Below are 16822 nucleotides of genomic sequence, written 5' to 3'. Positions count from 1 at the left end.
GGTCAGCCCCGCGTCGACTGCTCGCGCTCGAACTCGTCCCGCCAGGAGTACTCGGGCTCGAAGCCGAGCCGTGTGCGGGCCTTGTCGATGGACATGAGCGTCTCGAACTCGCCGAGCCCCGCCCGCAGCGGGACACCGGGAAAGTGCGTCGCCGCGAGCTCCGCCGACGGCACGGTCGTCCCATTGTCGGAGGCGCACACGTCGTAGACCTCGAAGCCGGGCTCCGCTCGGGTCAGCGCCAGCGCGACCGCCTGCGCACCGTCACGTGCGTCGACATAGCTGAACAGGAGATCGCGTCGGTACCCGGGCTCCGACGCGCGTGCGAACGTCCCGTACTCCCCCGGCGCCAAGACGTTCGTGAACCGCAACGCGGTGATCGACGTCCCGTCGGCCCACCGCACCAACTGTGCGGCCATCGCCTCCTCGGCGACCTTCCCGAGCGCGTAGGTGTTGTTCGCGCGACTGACGGTCTCGTCGATCGGCAGGAACTCGGGCGCCTCCTCGAACGGGAATCCCATGGCCGTGATGCTCGACGCCGTCACGATCGTCCGGATCCCCGCCCGCAGCGCCGCGTGCAGCACGTTGAACGACACGGTCAGGTTGTTGTGGAACGTCGCCGCATCCGGCACGAGCCCGTTCACCGGGATCGCGGCCAGGTGCACCACGGCGTCGAGACCTGAGAACCTCGCCGTCACCCCGAGCAGGCTGTCGATCGTTTGCCCGTAGTCGGCCAGGTCCACGCGGGTGAACCCCGGCCCGGCCGCGCCCGCGACATCGAGCCCGTGCACGTCGTGGCCGTCCCGCCGCAGTCGTTCGACGGTGGCGGAACCGAGCTTGCCCGAACTCCCGGTGACGGCGATGCGCATACCGACGATCCTAGGCTCGGGCCGGGAAGTCAGCAGGCAGCGGGAGTGCGGTCACCACGTGGCCGGCGGCGTCCTCGTCGTTCGCATGCAGATGACCGACGCGCCCACCGGCCGGGAGTCCCGTCTCCGTGAAGAAGCCGCGGATCGTCTCGTACACTTCGACGATGTCGTGGGTGTCGCCGGCCTGCGTCAGCACGATGTCGCCCGACTGCACGTATCGCTCACCACCGTCGACGAGCACCTTCCCCTTGCCCTCGGTGATGAACCAGATCTCGTGGTCGTCGTGGTGGTGCCGGTCGAACCGTCCGCCGTCGACCGACACCGCGAAGCGCCCGATCGTACCGATCTCGCTCCAGTCCGGCTTCGAACCCGGATGCACCCAGGAGCCCGGTTCGATCACCGGCATCAGCGGTCCTGCTTCCAGCTCGGGGCCGTTCCGGTGTCGAGGATGCGCGCGTCAGGCAGGCCGTCGAGCCCCGTCTCCGCGCCACCCGGCGTGTACACGACCGACAGCCGCAGCGGGCGCCACGTCGTGTTGTAGGTGGAGTGCACGGTGTCCTTCGGGATGTACACGGCGTCGCCCTCGCGGATCGGGAACGCCGGACCGTCGCCGACCGTCTGCACGCCCTCACCGGAGATGACCGTGATGACCTCCTCCTCGCCCGGGTGCTGGTGGGGTGCGTGGCCCTGCCCGGGGTAGACGATGACCTCGCCGACCGTGAGCCCGGCGCCCTCGTCGAGATGCGGGGTGACGAGCCACTTGATGGTGCCCCAGTCGAAGACCCGGGTGGGGACCTCGTCGGGGCGACGGCCGGCGGTGGCGGGGGTGATGGCGTGTTCGGTCATGTGAGGCTCCTCGTCGAGTGGTCGTGCGGTGGGCGGTGCGGGCGGTCAGCGGGTCTGGATGGCCTTGAAGTCCTCGATCTGGCGCTTGATGGCGCGCTCGGTCGGGAGACGCTCGACGGATGATGCGCCGAAGAACCCGGATACACCAGTCGTGTTGGCGAGGATGTAGGCGGCGTCCTCGGGTTCGGCGATCGGACCGCCGTGGCACAGCACGATGACGTCCGGGTTGATCGCGACGGCCGCGTCCCGCATCTCCTGCACCCGGTGCGCCGACTCCTCCAGCGAGAGCGCCGTGGTCGCGCCGATCGTGCCTGCGGTCGTGAGGCCCATGTGCGGGACGAGGACGTCGGCACCCGCCTCGGTCATCGCGACCGTCGACTCGACGTCGAAGACGTACGGCGCCGTGAGGAGGTCGCGCTCGGCGGCGAGGCGGATCATGTCGACCTCGAGGTCGTAGCCCATGCCCGTCTCCTCGAGGTTCTGGCGGAAGACGCCGTCGAAGAGCCCGACGGTCGGGAAGTTCTGCACGCCGGTGAACCCCATCGTCTTGAGTTCGTCGAGGAAGCGCTCCATGATCCGGAACGGGTCCGTCCCGTTCACGCCGGCGAGCACCGGGGTGTCGCGGACGATCGGCAGCACCTCCCGGCTCATCTCCACGACGACCTGGTTGGCGTCCCCGTAGGCGAGCAGCCCCGACAGTGAGCCGCGACCGGCCATCCGGTAACGGCCGGAGTTGTAGATGATGATGAGGTCGACGCCGCCCGCCTCCGCGGACTTCGCCGAGATGCCGGTGCCCGCCCCGGCGCCGATGACGGCCTCACCACGCGCGACGGTGGCGCGGAGACGTTCGAGTGCGATGGTCCTGTCCATGGTCAGTCCTCTTCCGTTGTGCTGTGCTGGCCGGTGCTGTTCCGCTCGATCAGGGCGTGCAGGGTGTCGGCTGCGATCCTCGCGAACACCGGATCATTGAGGTGTTCCGGACGGTCGACGACGGTGACCGCGCTGCCCGCCACGCCCGCGAGCACCGCATCGATGAGCGCCGCGTCCGCCGCCGGGTCGCGGAACGGCAACCCCTCGGCGTCGAGCGCCGAGACACCGCCGCGCGGGATCAACAGGACGGTGGGGGCCTCGGCTCCCGCGAGCTTCGCCCCGATCCGCTCGCCCAGCTCTCGGTTCTCCTCGACCGTGGTGCGCATGAGCGTCACCGTCGCGTTGTGGACGAAGAAGTCGCGATCGGCGAACCGCTCCGGCACGGTGTCGCGAGGGCCGAAGTTCACCATGTCGAGGGCGCCCAGGCTGACGAGCTGCGGGACACCTGCCGCGCCGGCCGCGGTGAGTCGGTCGGGGCCCGCCGTCAGCACGCCGCCGACGAGGTCGTCCGCGAGTTCGGTCGTCGTGAGGTCGAGGACCCCCGCGAGCATGCCGCTGCGGGCGAGCGATTCCAGTGCCTGCCCACCCGAGCCGGTGGCGTGGAAGACGAGGACCTCGTAGCCGAGTTCGTCGAGGCGCTCGCGAGCCACGTCGACCGCGGGCGTCGTGACCCCGAACATCGACGCCCCGATGAGGGGGCGGTCCGTCCGCTCGGCGGACGAGGCCGGACCGCGCGCCTGCGCAGCCGCCGCCATGCCGGCGATGGCCGCCACCGCGTTCCCGAGGACGGCACGGGAGATCTGGTTGATCCCGGCGATGTCGACCACGCTGTACATGAGCGTCACGTCGTTCGCGCCGACGTACGGCGCGACGTCCCCGGACGCCATCGTCGACACGAGGAGCTTCGGGGCCCCGATCGGCAGTTCGCGGAAAACCCGGGCGGCGATGGCCGACCCGCCGCTGCCACCGAGGGCGAGGACGGCGTCGACCCGCCCGGAGGCGTGCAGCCGGCCGATCACGGTCGCGGCACCCTCGGCCATCGCGCTCACGGCGGCGCCACGATCCTCCGCGGCGAGCAACGTCTCGAGATCGGTCCCGGCAGTGGCCGCCACCTCGTGGTTCGGATGATCCACGGCAGCGTCGTACCCGTGGGGCTCACGCGTTCCGGCGTCGACGACCACGACGTCCGCGCCCAGTTCGCCGAGACGCTCGGCGACCCACCGGTACTCGGCACCCTTGGTGTCGAGGGTGCCGACGAGGGCGACGGTCGGTCTGGCTGGTGCTTCGGGTGCTGTCATCGTCGCTCTCCATCGTCGTCGTCGTGAGCGCGGGCCGGCCGCGTATCGGCGCGCCCCACCTGACGGATCCGCTTCGACCCCGCCAGCGCCTCCATCCTGGTCCAGGTTTTGAAACGTGTCAAGAAGTGTCGCACCATCCTCGCTTTCTCGCATACAAACGCTGTAGCATCGGGTTTTGAAACGTGTCAGAGTTGATCGCCGAGCGAGCTGCGACGCGCCCTGCCTGACGAAAGGACCAGCAGCCACGATGGTGACCACGAGCGCCCCCAGATTCGAGCACCTCCGCGAAGCCCGAGGGATCGGCGACGCCACCCCGAGGCTGAGCTGGACGAATCTGGCGCCCGCCGGCTGGGAGCAGCACGCCGCCGAGATCGAGATCACCCGCGACGGACGGGTCACGACCACGGGCCGGGTCGCCACCGGTGAATCCGTCCTCGTCGCCTGGCCCGCCGCTCCGCTCCGCTCGCGTGAGGTGGCATCGGTGCGCGTACGGGTGTGGGGCACCGACAGCAGCCCTGGCCGGGCGGTCGAGGCGGCCGACTGGAGCCCGGTGGCGACGGTCGAGGCCGGCCTGCTCGCACCGGGCGACTGGGTCGCGGTGCCGGTCGCAGCCGACTGGGATGAGGAGCCGGAGAGCGACACGCGTCGGCCACCCCTGCTGCGGCGGGACTTCACCGTCGGTGCCGACCTCGTCTCGGCGCGGTTGTACCTCACGGCGCACGGCGTCTACGAGGCGGAGATCAACGGTCGTCGCGTCGGTGACGAGGCGCTCGCGCCGGGCTGGACCAGCTACGCGAGCCGGCTGCGCCCGGCGACGCACGATGTCACCGAGCTCCTGCACCCCGGCGACAACGCGATCGGCTCCTGGATGGGCGACGGCTGGTACCGGGGTCGACTGGGGTGGCGCGGTGGCTTCCGCAACCTGTTCGGCTCGGACCTCTCGCTCATCGCCCAGCTCGAACTCCGCTATGAGGACGGTCGCGTCGAGACCATCGCGACCGACGAGCACTGGCGCGCCTCGTTCGGCCCCATCATCAGCTCCGGCAACTACGACGGTGAGCACTACGACGCCCGCGAGGAGCTCCCCGGATGGTCGGAGCCCGGCTTCGACGACAGCGGGTGGACTGGCGTGCGGATCGGCACACGCGACCCCGCCACCTTCGTCGCACCGCAGGGACCCCCGGTGCGCGCGACGCAGGAGGTCGCGCCGATCGCGGTCCTCACGAGCCCGAGTGGCAGGCGCATCCTCGACCTCGGCCAGAACCTCGTCGGTCGACTGCGGATCCGGGTGACCGGTCAGGCGGGCGAGACGGTCGTGATCCGCACCGCGGAGGTCATGCAGGGGGGTGAGATCTACACCCGTCCGCTCCGCGAGGCGAAGGCGACCGACAGCTACACCCTCGCCGGCCGCCCGACCCCGGTCGACGGCGGTCCCGCGGAGGAGTGGGAGCCGCGGTTCACGATCCACGGCTTCCGGTACGCGGAGATCACCGGATGGCCGGGCGATCTCGACGAGGCGGTCGCGAACGGCGACGTCGTCGCGCGGGTCTACCACTCCGACCTCGAGCGGACGGGCTGGTTCGAGAGCTCCGACGAGCGGGTGGACCGCCTGCACGAGAACGTGCTCTGGAGCATGCGCGGGAACTTCGTCGACCTGCCCACCGACTGCCCGCAGCGGGACGAGCGCGTCGGCTGGACCGGCGACCTGCAGGTCTTCGCGCGCACCGCCTCGTTCCTGTACGACGTGTCGGGCATGCTCGGCTCCTGGTTGCAGGACGTCGCGGTCGAGCAGCACGAGGACGGCACCGTGCCCTGGTACGTCCCGTTCATCCCCGACGACGGCCAGTGGACGCCGAACCGACCCGGCGCCGTGTGGGGCGACGTCGCCGTCCTCACCCCGTGGGTGCTCTACGAGCGCTTCGGCGACATCGGCGTCCTCGCGGCCCAGTACGACAGCGCGAAGCGGTGGGTCGACCTCGTCCACCGGCTCTCCGGCCCTGACCATCTGTGGAACGAGGGGTTCCAGCTGGGCGACTGGCTCGACCCGGCCGCACCACCGGATCGCCCGGCGGAGTCGCTCACCGACCGCCACCTCGTCGCCACCGCCTACTCGGCCTGGTCCACGGCGCACCTCGCGAAGACCGCCGCCGTGCTCGGCCGAGTGGACGACGCTGAGCACTACGCCGAGCTCGCTGAGGCGACCCGCCGGGCGTTCCTCGCGGAGTACGTCGGCGAGGACGGGCTGATGACGAGTGACGCCCAGACCGCGTATTCGCTCGCGATCGCGTTCGAGCTCCTGCCGGACCCGGCGGCCGTGGACCGCGCCGGCGAGCGGTTGAGCGCACTCGTCGCCGCCGCCGGCAACCGCATCGCGACGGGCTTCGTCGGGACGCCGATCGTGAGCGACGCGCTCACGACGTCGGGCCATCTCGACCGCGCCTACGACCTGCTGCTCGAGGACGAGTGCCCGTCCTGGCTGTACGCGGTGGGACAGGGCGCGACCACGATCTGGGAGCGCTGGGACAGCATGCTGCCCGACGGGACCGTGAACCCGGGGCAGATGACCTCGTTCAACCACTACGCGCTCGGAGCGGTGGCGGACTGGCTGCACCGGGTCGTCGCCGGCATCGCTCCAGCCGCACCCGGCTACCGCTCGATCCTGTTCCGGCCCCGACCGGGCGGTGGGCTCACCCACGCCTCGGCCGTGCACCTGACGCCCTACGGGCGGGCCTCGATCGCCTGGCGGATCGTCGACGGCACGCTGCACGTCGAGGTCGAGGTGCCCACGGGGACGACGGCCGTGGTCGACCTGCAGGGCGCCGAGCCGGTGTCGGTGACGAGCGGTACGCACCGCTTCGAGGCGCGACTCGATCGGGGAGAGGCACTGCTCGAGGCCGGGAACGCGCGATAAATTCGAGGGATGCACGAGTCACCGCGATCCGAGTTCACCTTGCAGGACGTCCGGAACCACATCGACCGCATCGATCACGGGATCGTCGAACTCATCGCCGAGCGTCAAGGATGGGTGGTCGAGGCCGGCCGGCTGAAACAGGACGAGCAGGCGGTTCACGCGCCCGCACGGGTCGAGCAGGTCGTCGAGGCGGTGCGCCGCATCGCCGATGAGGTCCACGCCTCCCCCACCGTCGTCGAGGCGACCTATCGCGCGATGATCGCGGCCTTCATCGACCTCGAGCTGGATGAGCACCGGTCGCGCTGAGCTGGTCCGCTGATCCATTCAGAGGAATAGAACCGCTCCGCGCGACGCTGTAGTCAGCGTGAAGAAGATCGGGTTCCTGTCCTTCGGACACTGGCAAGACGTTCCGGGCTCCAGCGTGCGCACGGGGCGTGACGCACTGCTGCAGAGCATCGACCTCGCGGTCGCGGCGGAGGAGGTCGGTGTCGACGGCGCGTACGTGCGCGTGCACCACTTCGCCCGACAGCTCGCGTCACCGTTCCCGCTCCTGGCGGCGATGGCGGCGAAGACCTCGACGATCGAACTCGGCACCGGTGTCATCGACATGCGCTACGAGAACCCGCTCTACATGGCCGAGGAGGCGGCGGCCACCGATCTCATCAGCGACGGCCGACTGCAGCTCGGCGTGAGCCGGGGATCACCCGAGACGGCCCTCCGCGGGTCGGAGTCGTTCGGCTACGTGCCGGGCGACGACGAGACCGACGCGGACATCGCCCGCTCGCACACCGAGGTGTTCCGCGCGGCCATCGCCGGTGCGGGCGTGGCGCGTGCCAACCCGCAGATGACGGGGACGAACGGCCTGCTCGCGATCCAGCCGCAGTCGCCGGAGCTCGGCGAGCGCATCTGGTGGGGCGCCGGCTCGCGGTCCACGGCGGTGTGGACGGCGGAGCAGGGCATGAACCTCATGTCGTCGACGCTCCTCACCGAGGACACCGGGGTGCCGTTCGACGAACTGCAGGCGGAGCAGATCCAGATGTTCCGTGACGCCTGGACCGAAACCGGTCACGAGTGGCAGCCGCGGGTCTCCGTGAGCCGCAGCATCCTGCCGCTCATCGACGACGAGACGCGCCGCTACTTCGGACTGCGCGCCCAGGCGGACTCGAAGGACCAGGTCGGACACCTCGACGGCGGACTCGCGCGCTTCGGCCGCAGCTTCATCGGCGAGCCCGACGTCATCGCCGCAGAGCTCGCGGCCGACGCCGCCGTGCAGGCCGCCGACACCGTCCTCGTCACCGTCCCGAACCAGCTGGGCGTGGCCTTCAACGCGCGCATCCTTGAGTCGATCGTCAAGGACATCAAGCCGGCGCTGGGGTAGCCGCCAAACAACACGAAGCTCGACGCCTAGTCCCGCGCTAGCGGTCACTGGATCGAGTCTTCACGCCCGTCCCATCAAGGCCGCATCGTTGTGTCACATCAACCCGCAACGGTCCAGATCGCGAGCCAGCGTCGTGGGCTAAGAGGTCTCGAGCGACTGGCCAACTAGAATCAGTCATCGGTTCCGAACGGCAGGGGGTGTTTCGCGTGGGCACACTTGCCACCGAGGAACTCGCTGCTCTCTCGCGACTCTTCTCACCTGCGGCTATACGCGAGCTTGGTCGAAGCGGGCGTTCGCCCCTTGTCGCTCGCCTGTTGCAAGCGACTTCCGTCCCAGCGGACCTGCCCAGCGGAGCAACGCTCCAGGATGCACTCGATCTCGGATACACGAAGCTGACGAAGTCCGGCAATAGGGATGATTATGTCTATCGGAGTTCGGTAGTCGAGAGAATTGCCCTCGGTCGACACAACCTCCGCACAGCGACTGTTCTGAACGAGGTGCGCGCGCGGGGGTCCAAGGCGGATCTGGTCATTCTCAACGGCACCGCGACGGCCTACGAGATCAAGTCGGAAAGAGATTCGCTAAGCCGCCTAACTACCCAACTCAGCGACTACAGGTCTGTCTTCGCGAGTGTCACGGTGGTGACGAGCTCTCGTCAAACGGGCGCTGTCCTTCGCCTTGCTCCGGATGACGTCGGGGTGCTTGCACTCTCTCCTCGTCTCCGACTGCAGGTAGTCCGAGAAACCCAGGACCGGCCCGAACGCATCGAACCAACGGCGCTTTTGGAGACTCTCCGGTCAAGCGAGGCTTTGCAGGTGCTTGAGAATCTCGGGATAGAGACGCCCGACGTTCCGAACACACGCCTGTGGACGGAACTGAGAAAGCTGTATGCGACCCTCGATCCGGTCGATGTGCATCGGCACGCTGTCGAAGTCGTGAAGCGGAGCCGATCACGTGCAGCTCAGGAAGCGCACCTTGACGCTTTTCCGCCCTCGATTAGGACTGCCGCACTGTTCGGCGACCTAGACGACGGCGCGCGCGCGAATCTGTCCGTAGCCACTAGTACGTTGATGTCGTCAGTGATGACCTGGAGTTAGGAACGAAGATGTACTTTCCCTACTTTCGCGGCAAGCAGTTCGAGTTGATTGCGATCCGTGAGTGTGCGGCAGTCATCGCAGATGCGGGTTTCAATCCGATCATCGAACCAGTTCGTGAGACCTTTAAGGGACTTCAGCGCACACTGGACGAACTACTTCTCAAGGGCGCCAATGCAACTGTGATCGTGAACCCGAGACACGGCGATCACAGGGATAGTAGCGAGATTCTGGCGCAGTACATGGCCGAAAGCCATGGGGACAACGATGCGATCTCCCCGGCGCTTCTGCTCACAAGCGATCTGACTGTGGACGATGCAACCAAACTCATCGAACCCTACGCGGACCGCCCACTTACGCTCGTGCATGCGGGGTTTACCGACGGCAAAGCTCTAGCGAACAGCCTCCAGCCGGAATCGTTAACGCATGTCTTCCTTGATGCTCGCAACACTCTCTACCGCCGCCCGTTCAAGGGCGCACGGCGCATCCTGGTCGAAGACGGGTTCGAACGAATGAAGAACGCGGACTACGACTTGGTCAACAGGTTCTCAGATCTCCACGTTACCTATGAAGAGCTAGGCGGCGACGGTTACGGCGACTTCCTGACGATTGGCGATCACTACAGCGAGGGCGGTGGCCCCGCATACGCTGTGGCCATCCATCTGACATACATCGACCCTTCGAATGATGACGCGATGTTCGTTTATCACTTCAAGTCCGACTCAAATGACACCCCCGTCGACCCGGCAGGTAAGTTCGCGCAGGCGCTCGCCAAACTCATCTCAGCGGTTGATGATCCCTTTACGAAGATCCTCTCCACAACGGCTGTCCAAGAGTTCCGCGACCTGCACGAGCGTAAACACTTCCCGGGTCTGGGATATGTCAAGAAACTGTCCATCAAGCATCACATCGAGACGCTTGCGGATTACCACGCGAATGCCTGAGCGACGCTGCTGCGCAACTTGTTTCGACGATCGGCACATTCGAGTTCAGCTGATCGATCAATGCGAACCCCTTAGGCAGGATTGCGACTACTGCGGCGAGGTGGACGCACTCTGCGTCATCCCCTCCAGACTGAGCCAATGGTTTGCACCGCTTATCGCGACCTACAGCGAAGATCCGCACGGGGACTTCCTAGTCCGACACCTGATCAACGAGTGGAGGATGTTCTCAAACGGGAAGTTAAGTGAAGCCGAAGCAAAAGAGCTACTCGCTGATGTGCTGGACGATGGCGAGATCGTCCGCAAGAGGTTCACGCCCATTGCACATCCGAGCGGCGGCAATCTTCGTCGCTGGGAAGAGCTGCGTGACGAGCTCATGCACAGCAACCGCTGGTTCCTTGAGGAACCCATGGACATGGATCGCTTAGCAGTTCTTCTCGACCAACTGATCACTACACCCACTGCCCTTGAATTCAGCAACTGGCATCGGGCCCGCCTAATGACGGGCGATGATGCTTTCGCCCTGAAGGACATGGGCGCACCTCCGCGTCACAAGGCGGGTCACGGTCGGGCAAATCCGGCAGGTATCCCGTACCTTTACCTGGGGTCCACACGTGCAACCGCCGTCGCGGAGCTTCGCCCTCACACTGGCGAGCGAGCATGCGTCGCTCGCTTCGACCTCCTAGACGCAGACGACCTCAAACTGGCCGATCTTCGCGATCCTCGATCACTCATCTCGCCGCTGAGCGATGGGGATGAGACCTTGATCATCGAGCTTCGAGCCGATCTACCACTCCTTGAGCGACTAGGCGAAGAACTAACACGGCCTGTCCAGCCGAGCGGCGTCGCTTATGAGTACGTTCCTACGCAGTACCTGTGCGAATACATCAAGAAGAAGGGCTTCGACGGCGTCTTGTACAGGAGTTCGGTCAGTAGCGACGATGGGGTGAACATCGCCCTCTTCCATCCAACCGTTGCAACCGCCACTGAGCTCGACGTGGTGTCCGTCATTCAGGTAACCGTTTCTATCGGGAGTTGACCCAATAGCCCGACGTAGCCGACTGGCCCACTCAGCACTGGAGCTTTCTTGCGGCCTTACCCAGAAATGTCCGACGCCAGTCTCCATTAGAACGGACGACAGCGCCGCCTACACAGTCGTCTTGGCACTATCGGCATCGAGGAGGATATGCAGGGCGTTGTGCGCTGCGTCGCCCAAGTCGCTCCAACTCGTCGCTATGAACCTCAAGACTTCAATGGAGTAGGAATGACTGGTCAGTTGCTTACCGCCTTGGCGGAGATGCCATGCGACGATGTGATCTTCGAACACCTGGTAGGTCCCATGAATCAGGTGGTTGCGATCCGGCAAGATGCGTTCGTAACCGTCGACTACGTCTGCGACAGCGGGGTGGTTGACTTCTCGCGCTGCTTTGACGAGCCGCGCCCCGCTCTCGCCAGACGCGCCGCCTGGGAGCATTCGCCCGATCAGGAACTCCACTCGCCCCGCGCTGTAGACGATGCGGCCGATGCCCTGTGAGAACTGCTCTGATATTTGAGGCGTTTCTCCGCCGCTCAGGATCATTCGGCTAGAGCCTCACGTCATGGGTGTGCGGAGGTCGTCCCGCTTTGAGGTGATTCGCGATGCCGAGGGCAGCCTCTCGAGAGGCCTCTCGCGTCTTCTCGAATGAGTCTTGCCAGCCCCCATTGTCATCGTCAAAGAGATAGACGGCTTGGAAATCTCGCCCCTCAAGCACCACCTCGCCCTCGCCCGGCGAGATTGCAACGACGGGCGTAACCTTCGGGAACCCCGCGGCTGAGAACTGCTCGAAGGTCGGATCGATGAGGATAAACGGGATCTCGAAGGTAGCCACGAGGTGGCCAGCCCGCTGAAACTCCGACCCGTCAGGCAACGCCCCGGCATACCCCACCACCTCGGAAGGGCCGCCGTGTTTGCGTATGAAGTCGGCAGCCAGCGCCCCGGTCGCGACGGCCTGTCCGGTCGCGGTCGACTGCCCTGCGAGCGAAACAGCGCGGGGCGTAAGCGCGTAGCCAAAGTGCTTCGAGACCTCGCATAAGAGCGCCACGCCCATGATGCACTGAGACTGCCCGCCGATTGCTGCCGCTACGGCATCGGCGATTTGCTGCAGCCGTTCCTCAGTATTCAAACCGAATGCTCCTACCATGCCCATCATCTTGTCGCACGTGCCTAACTGAGTGCACCATCGCGGGAGGACCTCGTCGATCCCAAGGCAGTCTGTTACACGGTTGTAACATCAACATTGAGTCAGTGCGGGGAACGCCCGTTCGTTGAACCCCCAAGAAGCACGGTTAGACCGCGACTCCCTGCGAAATACACCCCAAGATGCCGCCGCGGAGCCGTCCGATACGATGAGCCGGACTAGCTCTTGGGGGACAGATGCCTTACGACGACGACACCGACGACACGAACGCCGATTGGCGCGCACAGGCCGGGGATGGACCTGACGCGGAGTCCGGAGGTGAGAGCAGCATGCCGTCCCAGGAAGAGGCCGAACGCCTTCTCGGTCTCATGCCTGAGGAAGTGGCACGGTTGGTGGTGCGTCGACCAGCTCTCGTGCAGTACCTCGAGGTCGGAGTGCAGGCCGCCATAGCAGCGGGTTCCCAAGAACACGATGCCAAGTCCAAGATTGCAGAGGACTATTTCCAGTTCAACGACAAGTTGGTCGATGGACTGCTCAAGCGCCTGAACGAGCCTGGTGTGACCGACGAAGAGCGCTCGACCATCTACGGCCTCCTGGACAATACACATAGGGTGACGGGCGAGAAGGCCACCGAGTTCATCGAGGCGCAGGACCGGACAGGAAGCAAAGCGCTCGGCTCAGTTGGCCTTTACGTGATGCTGGGATTGGCGGTCGCGCTGGTCATCGTGCGAAAGCAAGGACCCTCGACCCCTCCATCCTTCTTTCGACTCTGAGCCGGTCAGCGATGAACCCGATGAATGGTTCGGTGCGTCGAAGCGCCGTTCACTTCGGTCTCAACGTTCGAGCCGGGAGCAAGCCCGGCCTGAGGGTCGACCGCGACACCTACGCCACGATCAACAAGCGTTCGTCTACCTACTTCCCTCGCGAGCGTGCCTCCGAGCTTTGGGACTCGTTGAGTGATGCCTACGACGACGAGGACCACCGCTTCATGACAGACGAGTGTGTGAGGCGCACCAAGCCCGCGCACTTGAAAATCTCGACTTGAAAATGGCATATTTCAGGACTCTGGATCGGAGAGATTTTGACCACGCCATCGATGAAGCTGTCAAGGCCCAACGGTGCATGGTTGAGGTGACAAACCTGAATGACTGGGAGGGTAAACAGGGCTTGTACATCATGGCCTTAGACGAGTTCAAGCAAGCTTATGTAGACATCACCCACAGTGACGGCGGTATCAAGTCTCGGGTCCGGCAGCATTGGTCAACGAGCAAAGCGTTCGACCGACCGTTACGGGGCAGGGTCACCGAATCGATCATCTCGATAGACAGTTTCCGAGCGTTGGACACGACGCGCATCTTTGCGGCGCGGGCACGCGATCCGTTTGCGCTCGAAGACAAAGTCATCAACTCGATACCCAGCGAGTTCATGCTCAATCGCGTGATGGGCGGCGATGGACGACTGGTAGGTCTAGGGATTGCACTTGGCGCGGACGCGATGAAGCGAAGAGCCTTCGAGAGCCAGTCCGTTGACTGAAGAGCACCCTCCTAAGGAGAAAGCCGCTGACTGGTTCCGAGACCTACTGGACGATCTAGGTCGGAAAGCCGACGCGATGATCGCCGACTACTTAGCTCAAGATCCGAAGACCATCGATCTTGTTGGCCGCGTCGGTTCTCTGCCCGGCAAGGTGTTCGATGTTGTCGTTGCCATGAGGGATGACCTGAACGAGTCTTCCCAGGCTGCGCTTCAGGAGTACGAGGACAGGAAGACAGAGCGCTTCCGGGCGCTCACCGCGGACTATGAGCAGTATCTCGCGCCACAGCGAGAGATGATGCGCTGGGCCGAAGAGCAGAACGAGCTCCGGCGGAAGATGTACGAGATTCAAGAAAGCCCCATGGTCAAGGCAATGAGGGAGTGGGAGGCGCAAGAGGCTGAACGCGCCCGGAAGCTCTGGGAGCAACTTGAAGAGTCTGAGCGCCGGTTTCAGGCTTCATTACCGCCGAACTGGAACGACCCAGAAGTAGAGTTCCCAGACCTCGAAGACCTTGAGGAGCTTCAGCTTCGAGAAGGGCTGCCATTGGCGTGGGTGCCGCCGAACCGCGTGCTTGCGGAGGTCTTGGGCGCATCGACAGCAGCGGCCCGTCGACGGATCATCGGGCGAGAATCGGAAGCGATCTTGCGGGCATGCCTGAAGGAGCTTCGGCGGCTGCGTTCAGACGAGACAACCCCATGGAGAACATCGGCACGGCAGGCGGCTGAAGCGATGAAGGCTGGCCATTGGCGTGCCGGTCAGGCTCTCGCGGCAATCACACTCGATACGGCTACAGATAAGTTCGTGCGGTCTTCCTACAGTGACGCCACCCTTCAGTCGCGCAAGGGCAAGGGGGCGGTGAGAGTCGCCACGCCTCCCGGAACGTCTGAGCGAAGTCTTCCCACATGGCGTGATGTTGACTACCCAAGGGCCTTGCTTGTCCTCCATAGTCTTTACGGCGCGTTCAGGGAGTACAGCCCTCAGCAGGGCATGGAGGTGCCTACTCAGTTCACGCGACATGGGACCGTCCACACGATCAGCCAGCGGCAGTACAGCCGGCCGAATGCGCTCATCGCTATCATGCACATAGTCGGCCTGTTGTGCCTCATTGAAGATGACTGAGACTAGTAACCCCCGTAGAGATCGGTCGGGCACTATGGGGGTTGGTCGAGCAGAACTAGGTGTAAACCTCCGTGATGATGGCAGCGGCTTCCTTCTGTTCCTTGTCAAGGTCTACCCCATCGGTTAACCACTCCTCACGGCGAGCGAGTAGGTAGGTCTTGATGCACCCTGTCTCAGAGTCGATCTGAGCGACGGTAGCCTTTCGAGCCTTGATCCGACCTTTCGCCGCACGACGAGCGAGTCAGAGCGCCTGTCGTTCCAAGGTGGGCATAGAACGGTGCAAGAACTTGTATGAGACCTCGATTGAGTCGCCGCGAGTTCTCACTGTGGCCGTTGGAACACTCGAAGTCAGCTTGCAAAGCTCCATAGCGTTCGGTGATCCCACTCAATACGGTCCTCGGCAGCGGGCGTCTGTGTTGTTGGTCATCGCTTCCTCCTGATTGGTCGGGTGCAGTCCGCTCTAACGCGCCAAGCCAGAAACTAGGAAGGCGCCGACTGTGCTGTTTCAGTCGGGGCCCTCTGAGAAACGAATGAACGGGAGCGATATCGCAATCGTGATTTGCAGGATCTGAAGAGTCATCCAGCCCCCCCCCCCCCCGACCACGACCACGACCACGACCACGACCACGACCACACCAAGGATGATCTCGAGCACGATTTCCTTCCGCTGCTCCGCTCACTACTCCATAGCTGTCTTGTACTCACTCCCTAGCGCAGCCATACGGTATGCCTGAAGTTCATCGTCGTTCTACCGAAGCTCTGTCAAAGTGTCCGAGAGTCCCCCGAGATGCCCCGATGCTAGTCCGCTGTCTATGCCGGGAGTGCCGAGGGCACCTGCCAGGCGCCGGTCGCATCGCGTTCGAGCGGGATTTCTGCGATCACAGCCGGGCCCGCGGTGGGCAGTGGGGCGAGGACGCGCGGCGCGGGCTCCCAGGTGACCTCGGCACCTGATGCCTGCAGTTCCTCGGCGTCCAGCACGATGAGCAGCAGTGGGAGCTGGAGCGAACCGTAGACGCGGTCGAGCACCTCGGCCAGACCGTCGGAGGTCGTCGCGCGGACGAACCCGGCGTCCACGAAGGGCACCGCCCTGGTCGACACCTCATATTCGCCGAACGGCCTGCTGGCCTCCCAGTCGTCGACGATCGCCACGTGCAGGATCTTCGTCATCTCCACCCTTTCGCTTGAATGAGACGCTACCGTATCATTAGGGCATGGACACGAGACGAGGTCGCCCGACGGCCGCCGAACGGGAGCTCCGCCGCGACGCGATCCTCGATGCGGCCATCGGACGATTCACCGAGCACGGGTACGGCGGGACGACGATCGAGGCGATCGCCGCCGACGCGGGCGTGACGAAGCGGACGATCTACACCTGGTTCGGCGATCTCGCCGGCATGCTGACGGCGGCGGTCGAACGGCAGCACGGGTACCTTCTCGCGGCCGACGAGCCAGGCTCCGAAGCCGAACCCCTCGAGGACGCGGCGACACGACTCGTGATCGCACTGCACTCGGACGTCTCGATCGCGCTGCACCGACTCGTGATCGCGGAATCCCCTCGGTTCCCCGAGGTCGCCGCCGGCTTCTACGCCGCCGGCCCGGCCCGCTCCATCGCGTTCCTCTCCGGCCACGTCGGCGAGCGGGCCGAGCAGCTCTACACCCTGCTCCTCGGCGAACCGCATCGACGCAGGCTGCTCGGCTTGTCCGCTGCGCCGACGCCGGCCGAAGCACGGGCGCACGCCCGCGCGTGCTTGGCGCTCGTCGTCGACGAGTAGTCAGGTGGCCAGCGCCACG

At 65.2% G+C, this 16822-nt stretch carries 18 protein-coding genes; 10 read left to right on the top strand and 8 right to left on the bottom strand.

All coding sequences use genetic code 11. The features are described 5' to 3' along the window. Positions 1-2: 2 nt before the first annotated feature. From ITJ62_RS13030 to ITJ62_RS13010, 5 genes are read right to left on the bottom strand one after another with little or no spacing between them, the layout of a single operon-like run. The gene (locus ITJ62_RS13030) at positions 3-866 is read right to left on the bottom strand and encodes an NAD(P)-dependent oxidoreductase (protein WP_194602858.1); all 864 of its coding nucleotides are present in this window, start codon (positions 864-866) and stop codon (positions 3-5) included. A 10-nt stretch (positions 867-876) separates the two neighbouring features. Next, the gene (locus ITJ62_RS13025; protein WP_138945500.1) at positions 877-1272 is read right to left on the bottom strand and encodes an AraC family ligand binding domain-containing protein; all 396 of its coding nucleotides are present in this window, start codon (positions 1270-1272) and stop codon (positions 877-879) included. Beyond that, the gene (locus ITJ62_RS13020) at positions 1272-1712 is read right to left on the bottom strand and encodes a cupin domain-containing protein (RefSeq protein WP_194602854.1); all 441 of its coding nucleotides are present in this window, start codon (positions 1710-1712) and stop codon (positions 1272-1274) included. Before ITJ62_RS13020 ends, ITJ62_RS13025 begins: the two co-directional genes overlap by 1 nt. Before the next feature lie 45 nt (positions 1713-1757). After that, on the bottom strand, positions 1758-2582 hold the full coding sequence (locus ITJ62_RS13015; RefSeq protein WP_194602851.1) for a phosphoenolpyruvate hydrolase family protein: 825 nt from the start codon (positions 2580-2582) through the stop codon (positions 1758-1760). A 2-nt stretch (positions 2583-2584) separates the two neighbouring features. Then, complete coding sequence (locus ITJ62_RS13010; protein WP_194602848.1) at positions 2585-3880, bottom strand: Tm-1-like ATP-binding domain-containing protein; 1296 nt, start codon at positions 3878-3880, stop codon at positions 2585-2587. A 247-nt stretch (positions 3881-4127) separates the two neighbouring features. Between ITJ62_RS13010 and ITJ62_RS13005 the strand changes: the two genes are divergently transcribed. From ITJ62_RS13005 to ITJ62_RS12980, 6 genes are all read left to right on the top strand, one after another. Continuing rightward, complete coding sequence (locus ITJ62_RS13005; protein WP_194602845.1) at positions 4128-6791, top strand: glycoside hydrolase family 78 protein; 2664 nt, start codon at positions 4128-4130, stop codon at positions 6789-6791. A 9-nt stretch (positions 6792-6800) separates the two neighbouring features. Then, positions 6801-7097, top strand: a complete 297-nt coding sequence (locus ITJ62_RS13000; RefSeq protein WP_194602840.1) for a chorismate mutase — start codon at positions 6801-6803, stop codon at positions 7095-7097. Between the two features lie 58 nt (positions 7098-7155). Further along, complete coding sequence (locus ITJ62_RS12995; protein ID WP_194602837.1) at positions 7156-8169, top strand: LLM class flavin-dependent oxidoreductase; 1014 nt, start codon at positions 7156-7158, stop codon at positions 8167-8169. A gap of 197 nt (positions 8170-8366) precedes the next feature. Beyond that, entirely contained in the window at positions 8367-9266 is a 900-nt protein-coding gene (locus tag ITJ62_RS19350) for a sce7726 family protein (protein WP_370581911.1), read from the top strand. A gap of 8 nt (positions 9267-9274) precedes the next feature. Further along, positions 9275-10207 carry a sce7725 family protein gene (locus ITJ62_RS12985; protein ID WP_194602830.1) on the top strand — a complete coding sequence of 311 codons (933 nt, stop codon included), beginning with the start codon at positions 9275-9277 and terminating at the stop codon, positions 10205-10207. Positions 10208-10427: 220 nt separating this feature from the next. Beyond that, entirely contained in the window at positions 10428-11243 is an 816-nt protein-coding gene (locus ITJ62_RS12980; protein ID WP_228498476.1) for an RES family NAD+ phosphorylase, read from the top strand. A 108-nt stretch (positions 11244-11351) separates the two neighbouring features. Here ITJ62_RS12980 and ITJ62_RS12975 read toward each other — a convergent pair whose 3' ends face one another. Continuing rightward, the gene (locus tag ITJ62_RS12975) at positions 11352-11783 is read right to left on the bottom strand and encodes a hypothetical protein (protein WP_194602824.1); all 432 of its coding nucleotides are present in this window, start codon (positions 11781-11783) and stop codon (positions 11352-11354) included. A 4-nt stretch (positions 11784-11787) separates the two neighbouring features. After that, on the bottom strand, positions 11788-12384 hold the full coding sequence (locus ITJ62_RS12970) for a hypothetical protein (RefSeq protein WP_194602820.1): 597 nt from the start codon (positions 12382-12384) through the stop codon (positions 11788-11790). Positions 12385-12617: 233 nt separating this feature from the next. Between ITJ62_RS12970 and ITJ62_RS12965 the strand changes: the two genes are divergently transcribed. From ITJ62_RS12965 to ITJ62_RS12955, 3 genes are all read left to right on the top strand, one after another. Beyond that, positions 12618-13154 carry a hypothetical protein gene (locus tag ITJ62_RS12965; protein WP_194602818.1) on the top strand — a complete coding sequence of 179 codons (537 nt, stop codon included), beginning with the start codon at positions 12618-12620 and terminating at the stop codon, positions 13152-13154. A 268-nt stretch (positions 13155-13422) separates the two neighbouring features. Further along, positions 13423-13914: a hypothetical protein gene (locus ITJ62_RS12960; protein ID WP_194602815.1), complete on the top strand. Its 492-nt coding sequence runs from the start codon at positions 13423-13425 to the stop codon at positions 13912-13914. After that, the gene (locus tag ITJ62_RS12955) at positions 13907-15031 is read left to right on the top strand and encodes a hypothetical protein (protein WP_194602812.1); all 1125 of its coding nucleotides are present in this window, start codon (positions 13907-13909) and stop codon (positions 15029-15031) included. The genes ITJ62_RS12960 and ITJ62_RS12955 overlap by 8 nt, the downstream gene beginning before the upstream one ends. An 810-nt stretch (positions 15032-15841) precedes the next feature. On the opposite strand, the gene ITJ62_RS12950 is transcribed toward ITJ62_RS12955, so the two are convergent. Then, positions 15842-16198, bottom strand: a complete 357-nt coding sequence (locus tag ITJ62_RS12950) for a DUF952 domain-containing protein (RefSeq protein WP_194602809.1) — start codon at positions 16196-16198, stop codon at positions 15842-15844. Positions 16199-16242: 44 nt separating this feature from the next. On the opposite strand from ITJ62_RS12950, the gene ITJ62_RS12945 reads away from it, so the two are divergent. Continuing rightward, on the top strand, positions 16243-16803 hold the full coding sequence (locus tag ITJ62_RS12945; protein WP_194602806.1) for a TetR/AcrR family transcriptional regulator: 561 nt from the start codon (positions 16243-16245) through the stop codon (positions 16801-16803). Positions 16804-16822 lie beyond the last annotated feature (19 nt).

The sequence above is a fragment of the Plantibacter sp. VKM Ac-2876 genome (assembly GCF_015350715.1).
Classification (GTDB): domain Bacteria; phylum Actinomycetota; class Actinomycetes; order Actinomycetales; family Microbacteriaceae; genus Plantibacter; species Plantibacter auratus.
Note: the sequence above shows the minus strand (reverse complement) of the source record. Positions and strands in the feature narration are given on the sequence as shown.

Coding starts and splice junctions, on each gene's coding strand:
- ITJ62_RS13030 (WP_194602858.1), bottom strand. CDS start 866: ATGCGCATCGCCGTCACCGGGAGTTCGGGCAAGCTCGGTTCCGCCACC.
- ITJ62_RS13025 (WP_138945500.1), bottom strand. CDS start 1,272: ATGCCGGTGATCGAACCGGGCTCCTGGGTGCATCCGGGTTCGAAGCCG.
- ITJ62_RS13020 (WP_194602854.1), bottom strand. CDS start 1,712: ATGACCGAACACGCCATCACCCCCGCCACCGCCGGCCGTCGCCCCGAC.
- ITJ62_RS13015 (WP_194602851.1), bottom strand. CDS start 2,582: ATGGACAGGACCATCGCACTCGAACGTCTCCGCGCCACCGTCGCGCGT.
- ITJ62_RS13010 (WP_194602848.1), bottom strand. CDS start 3,880: ATGACAGCACCCGAAGCACCAGCCAGACCGACCGTCGCCCTCGTCGGC.
- ITJ62_RS13005 (WP_194602845.1), top strand. CDS start 4,128: ATGGTGACCACGAGCGCCCCCAGATTCGAGCACCTCCGCGAAGCCCGA.
- ITJ62_RS13000 (WP_194602840.1), top strand. CDS start 6,801: ATGCACGAGTCACCGCGATCCGAGTTCACCTTGCAGGACGTCCGGAAC.
- ITJ62_RS12985 (WP_194602830.1), top strand. CDS start 9,275: ATGTACTTTCCCTACTTTCGCGGCAAGCAGTTCGAGTTGATTGCGATC.
- ITJ62_RS12980 (WP_228498476.1), top strand. CDS start 10,428: ATGTTCTCAAACGGGAAGTTAAGTGAAGCCGAAGCAAAAGAGCTACTC.
- ITJ62_RS12975 (WP_194602824.1), bottom strand. CDS start 11,783: ATGATCCTGAGCGGCGGAGAAACGCCTCAAATATCAGAGCAGTTCTCA.
- ITJ62_RS12970 (WP_194602820.1), bottom strand. CDS start 12,384: ATGGTAGGAGCATTCGGTTTGAATACTGAGGAACGGCTGCAGCAAATC.
- ITJ62_RS12965 (WP_194602818.1), top strand. CDS start 12,618: ATGCCTTACGACGACGACACCGACGACACGAACGCCGATTGGCGCGCA.
- ITJ62_RS12950 (WP_194602809.1), bottom strand. CDS start 16,198: ATGACGAAGATCCTGCACGTGGCGATCGTCGACGACTGGGAGGCCAGC.
- ITJ62_RS12945 (WP_194602806.1), top strand. CDS start 16,243: ATGGACACGAGACGAGGTCGCCCGACGGCCGCCGAACGGGAGCTCCGC.